Below are 3,285 nucleotides of genomic sequence, written 5' to 3'. Positions count from 1 at the left end.
ATGCTGCTCCGCGTTCGGGAGCGGCATCAGTGACGAGCAATCCGTCGCCGAATGGACAGCAATGCGCGCCAGGCGAATGAGCCATTGACGTAAGGAGATTAGCGATGGTGACGACGATGCAGCCGCGCCTCACCGATTACGTCCGTGACCAACTAGGCCCGCCACTGGTTCTCGTCGGCGGCTTTTTCCGGATGTGTGTATTGACCGGAAAAGCGTTGTTCCGCTTCCCGTTTCAGTGGAAAGAATTCATCCTGCAGTGCTGGTTCATCCTGCGGGTGGCACTGCTGCCGACGATGGCGGTCTCGGTGCCGGTGACCGCGCTATTCATCTTCACGTTCAACATCCTGCTGATCCAGGTCGGCGCCGCCGACATCTCGGGCGCGGGCGCGGGCATCGCGGTGATCACTCAGATCGGGCCGATCAACACGGTGCTGGTGATCGCCGGCGCTGTGTCGACGGCCATCTGAGCCGACCTGGGTGCGCGCACCATCCGCGAGGAGATCGACGCGATGGAGGTGCTCGGCATCGACCCCATCCACCGACTGGTGGTGCCGCGGGTGCTCGCCTGTGCCCTGTGCGGGATGCTGCTCAACGCCCTGGTGAGCATGGTCGGCCTGGTCGGTGGGTTCCTGTTCGGTGTCTACATGCAGAACGTGTCGGCCGGGGCCTACCTGGCCACGCTGACCACCCTCACCGGACTGCCCGAAGTGGTCATCGCGACGATCAAGGCGTTGGCTTTCGGGATGATCGCGGGCCTGGTCGGCTGCTACCGCGGGCTGACCGTGCGCGGCGGTTCTAAGGGCCTGGGCACCGCCGTCAACGAAACCGTGGTGTTGTGCGTGGTCGCGTTGTTCGCGGTCAACGTGGTGCTGACCACCATCGGCGTGCGATTCGGAACGGGGCGCTGACATGTCGACATCTGCAGTACTACGCGGCCGGTTCCCGCGGGCAGCCGCCAACCTCCGTCGCTACCGTGACGCCGCGACCCGACCCTTTGACGAGGCCGGAAAGATCGGCTGGTTCGCGGTCATCGGCGGTCGCGACATGTGGTGGGCGATCACCCGCTACCGCAAGGAAATCCTGCGGCTGATCGCCGAGGTAGGCATGGGCACCGGCGCCATGGCCATCATCGGCGGCACCGCGGTCATCATCGCTTTCGTGACTCTCTCGGCCGGTTCGCTGGTCGCCATTCAAGGCCTGGCGTCGCTGGGCCACATCGGACTCGAGACCTTGCTCGGGTTCCTCTCCGCATTTATCAATGTGCGCCTGGTTGCCCCGATCGTCACCGGTATCGCGCTGGCGGCCACGGTCGGCGCCGGCGCCACCGCGGAACTGGGCGCCATGCGGATCAGCGAGGAGATCGACGCGCTGGAGGTGATGGGGGTCAAGTCGACGGCGTACCTGGTGTCCACACGGGCGCTGGCTGGGCTGGTGGTGATCATCCCGCTCTACGCGGTGGGCCTGATTTTGTCCTTCCTGTCTCCGCAGGTGGTCACGACGGCGCTGTACGGACAGACGTCCGGTACCTACGAGCACTACTTCCGAACGTTCCTGCGGCCTAACGACGTGTTCTGGTCGTTCGTGGAGGTGATCATCATCGCCGGGGTCGTGATGCTCTCGCACTGCTATTACGGCTACAACGCTAGCGGCGGTCCGGTCGGTGTCGGTGAGGCAGTCGGCCGGTCGATGCGCTTCTCGTTGGTCGCGAACCCAATCGTCATCCTGTTGGCCGAAATGGCGCTCTACGGCGTCAACCCGAACTTCAACTTCACGGTGTAGGCGGCCCATGACGACTCCACGCGGGAAGATCAACAAGGCGCCGTTCCAGCCCTTCCGGGTGGCCGGTTTCATCGTCTTTCTGGTCGGTGCGCTTGTGCTGTGGATGGTGTACTGGCAATACAACGGGCACTGGATCGACAAGACCCCGATGACAATGCTGTCCGATCGGGCGGGCCTGGTGATGGATCCCGGCTCGAAAGTCACCTACAACGGGGTGCAGATCGGCCGGGTGGCCAACATCGACGAGATCTGTGTAAGCCCAGATCGCGGCGAGATTCCCGCTCTGAAGTGTATTGACCAGGGTGGCAAGCCTGCGGCCAAGTTCACCTTGGATGTCTACCAGAAGTACCTCCAGCGTTCGCCGAGCTTCTGCGGCGCTTCGGGCGGCCCGCCCCAAGGCTGCTACCTGATTCCGGCCAACGTGGACGCGCGGATCGTGGCGACCACGGTGTTCGGTGAAAAGTACGTGTCGTTGACTTCGCCGAAAAACCGGTCGCCGCAACATATGACGTCGCAGAACACGAGGTGTCTAGGGGAAAAGAGTGCTCCTTGCATCGATGCAAGGTCGGTGACGACGGAGATCAACACGCTGTTCCAAACAATCACGTCGATCGCCGAAAAAGTCGATCCGGTCAAGGTCAACCTCACGCTGAGCGCCGCCGCGCAGGCGTTGAGCGGGTTGGGCGACAAGTTCGGGCAGTCGATCATCAGCGGCAGCGCTTCGCTCGACGAGATCAACCCGCGAATGCCGACGATCCGCCACGACATTCAGCAATTGGCGACTCTGGGCGACACCTACGCCGACGCGTCGCCTGACCTGTTCGACTTCCTGAACAACGCGGTGACGACGGCGCGCACGATCCACGATCATGAAAAGGATCTGGATCAGGCATTGTTGGCGGCGGCCGGCTTCGGCCGCACCGGCGCCGACATCTTCAACCGCGGCGGGCCATATCTGGCCCGCGGCGCCGCCGATTTGGTGCCGTCGGCTCAGCTGCTGGATACCTACAGTCCCGAGGTGTACTGCGCCATCCGCAACTTGCACGACGGCGAACCGAAGGTCGCCGCGTTTGCCGGTGGCGCCAACGGCTATTCGCTGCGGTCCGAGAGCGAAATCTTCTCTGGGCTGGGGCTGACTCTGAGTCTGCCCGGGCTCGGCCTCACCTTGGCCACCCAGGGGCTCCTGGCGCTAGCCGGACTGGTCGGTGGGGCGCCCAATCCGTATGTCTATCCGGAGAACCTGCCACGGATAAACGCTCACGGCGGACCGGGCGGGGCACCGGGTTGCTGGCAGACCATCACCCGTGATCTCTGGCCCGCACCCACGCTGGTGATGGACACCGGCAACAGCCTTGCGCCGTATAACCATGTCGATACCGGTTCCCCGTACGCAGCTGAGTACGTCTGGGGCCGCCAAATGGGGGACCAAACGATCAACCCATGAAAATCACCGGAACCCTCGTCAAGCTCGGCATCATCTCCCTGGTGCTGCTGTTCTTCACTGCG

2 protein-coding genes and 1 pseudogene are annotated in these 3,285 nt (G+C 63.5%); all 3 read left to right on the top strand.

The genetic code is table 11. The features are described from left to right. Nucleotides 1-116: 116 nt before the first annotated feature. Nucleotides 117-908, top strand: a pseudogene (locus WAN71_RS22445) (MlaE family ABC transporter permease). A gap of 1 nt (nt 909) precedes the next feature. Continuing rightward, nucleotides 910-1,779, top strand: coding sequence for an ABC transporter permease (locus WAN71_RS22440; RefSeq protein ID WP_422227442.1), 870 nt, complete (start codon nt 910-912; stop codon nt 1,777-1,779). Nucleotides 1,780-1,786: 7 nt separating this feature from the next. Further along, a complete protein-coding gene (locus tag WAN71_RS22435; protein ID WP_422227441.1) occupies nt 1,787-3,223 on the top strand; it encodes an MCE family protein in 1,437 nt (478 codons plus the stop codon). Nucleotides 3,224-3,285 lie beyond the last annotated feature (62 nt).

Source organism: Mycobacterium sp., assembly GCF_049280035.1.
GTDB lineage: Bacteria > Actinomycetota > Actinomycetes > Mycobacteriales > Mycobacteriaceae > Mycobacterium.
This window is presented reverse-complemented; position numbering and strand designations above follow the sequence as displayed.

What these genes read in the sequence shown, in the direction of transcription:
- WAN71_RS22440 (WP_422227442.1), top strand. Translation starts at nt 910, where the DNA reads ATGTCGACATCTGCAGTACTACGCGGCCGGTTCCCGCGGGCAGCCGCC.
- WAN71_RS22435 (WP_422227441.1), top strand. Translation starts at nt 1,787, where the DNA reads ATGACGACTCCACGCGGGAAGATCAACAAGGCGCCGTTCCAGCCCTTC.